1 pseudogene is annotated in these 1,041 nt (G+C 75.9%); it reads left to right on the plus strand.

Features of this window, described 5'->3' with window-relative positions:
* A pseudogene (locus PROKR_RS07860) lies at positions 1–1,041 on the plus strand (helix-turn-helix transcriptional regulator); the annotation flags it as partial.

Below are 1,041 nucleotides of genomic sequence, written 5' to 3' on the forward strand. Positions count from 1 at the left end.
GACGTCGCGCTCTCGGCGGGTGAGGCCGCGGCGCGAGCCGGCGACCCGATGCGCGCGGTGAAGCTGACCGAACGCGCGGTCGAGGGCGTCACCGACCCGCTGCGCCGGGCCGGCCTGCGGCACGTGCTCGTGCACCGGTACCTCGACCTGCCCACGTGGGACGAGGTGCCCGGCCAGGTCGAGGCCGCGATCGAGGACCTCCGCGCGGCCCTGGAGATGCTGCCGGAGCGCAGCCCGGACCGGGTCTGGACCAACGCTCTGCTGGCCCGGGTCACGATGATCATCGACCTGGACGACGACGCCCGCGGCCACGCCCAGTGCGCCATCGAGGAGGCGCGGGCCGTCGGCCAGCCCGGAGCGCTCGCCGCCGCGCTGTCGACCCTGGCCGTGCTCGACGTGGCCGACCCCGACCGGGCAGCGGCCCTTCTCGACGAGGCCCGGACGGCGGCCACCGAGGCGGGCGACGTGCTCGCCGAGATGCGCACGCTCTACAACGCCACGGCCAACCGCTTCTACGCGGGCGAGCTGGAGGCCGCCGAGCAGCGGGTGGAGCACGCGCTCGCCCGCGCCGAGGAGCTCGGCCTGGCCTGGAGCACGCCGACCGTGAACCTGCGGATCCTGCAGGAGGTCATGCTCTACTTCCGCGGCGACCTGTCGCCGCGGACCTCAGGCGGTGTGCCGGCCACGCACCGGCACGTCCTGGAGGCCACCCGGATGTACGCGGCCGTGGCGCGCGGTGACGCCGACGCCATCCCGCGCGGCGAGGCCCTCTTCGACCACTGGCAGAGCGACGGTCAGATCGCCCTCATCGGGGGCGGCAGCCTGGTCGACGCCCTGACCTGGGCCGGCCGGTACGACGACGCCGCGGCCCTCGCCGTGCGGATCACCGACCATCTCGGCGAGGTGTGGACCGAGGTGTTCCTCGGCCGCATCTGGCTGTCCGCCCTCGCTATCGCAGCCCTGGCCGACGCCGCGGAGGCGGACCGGTCCGCGGGCCGGGCGGGCGCTCCTGGCTCGGCCGCCGCCACGGCGGTGGAGGCG

Source organism: Promicromonospora kroppenstedtii DSM 19349 (genome assembly GCF_000515355.1).
Taxonomy (GTDB): Bacteria; Actinomycetota; Actinomycetes; order Actinomycetales; family Cellulomonadaceae; genus Promicromonospora; species Promicromonospora kroppenstedtii.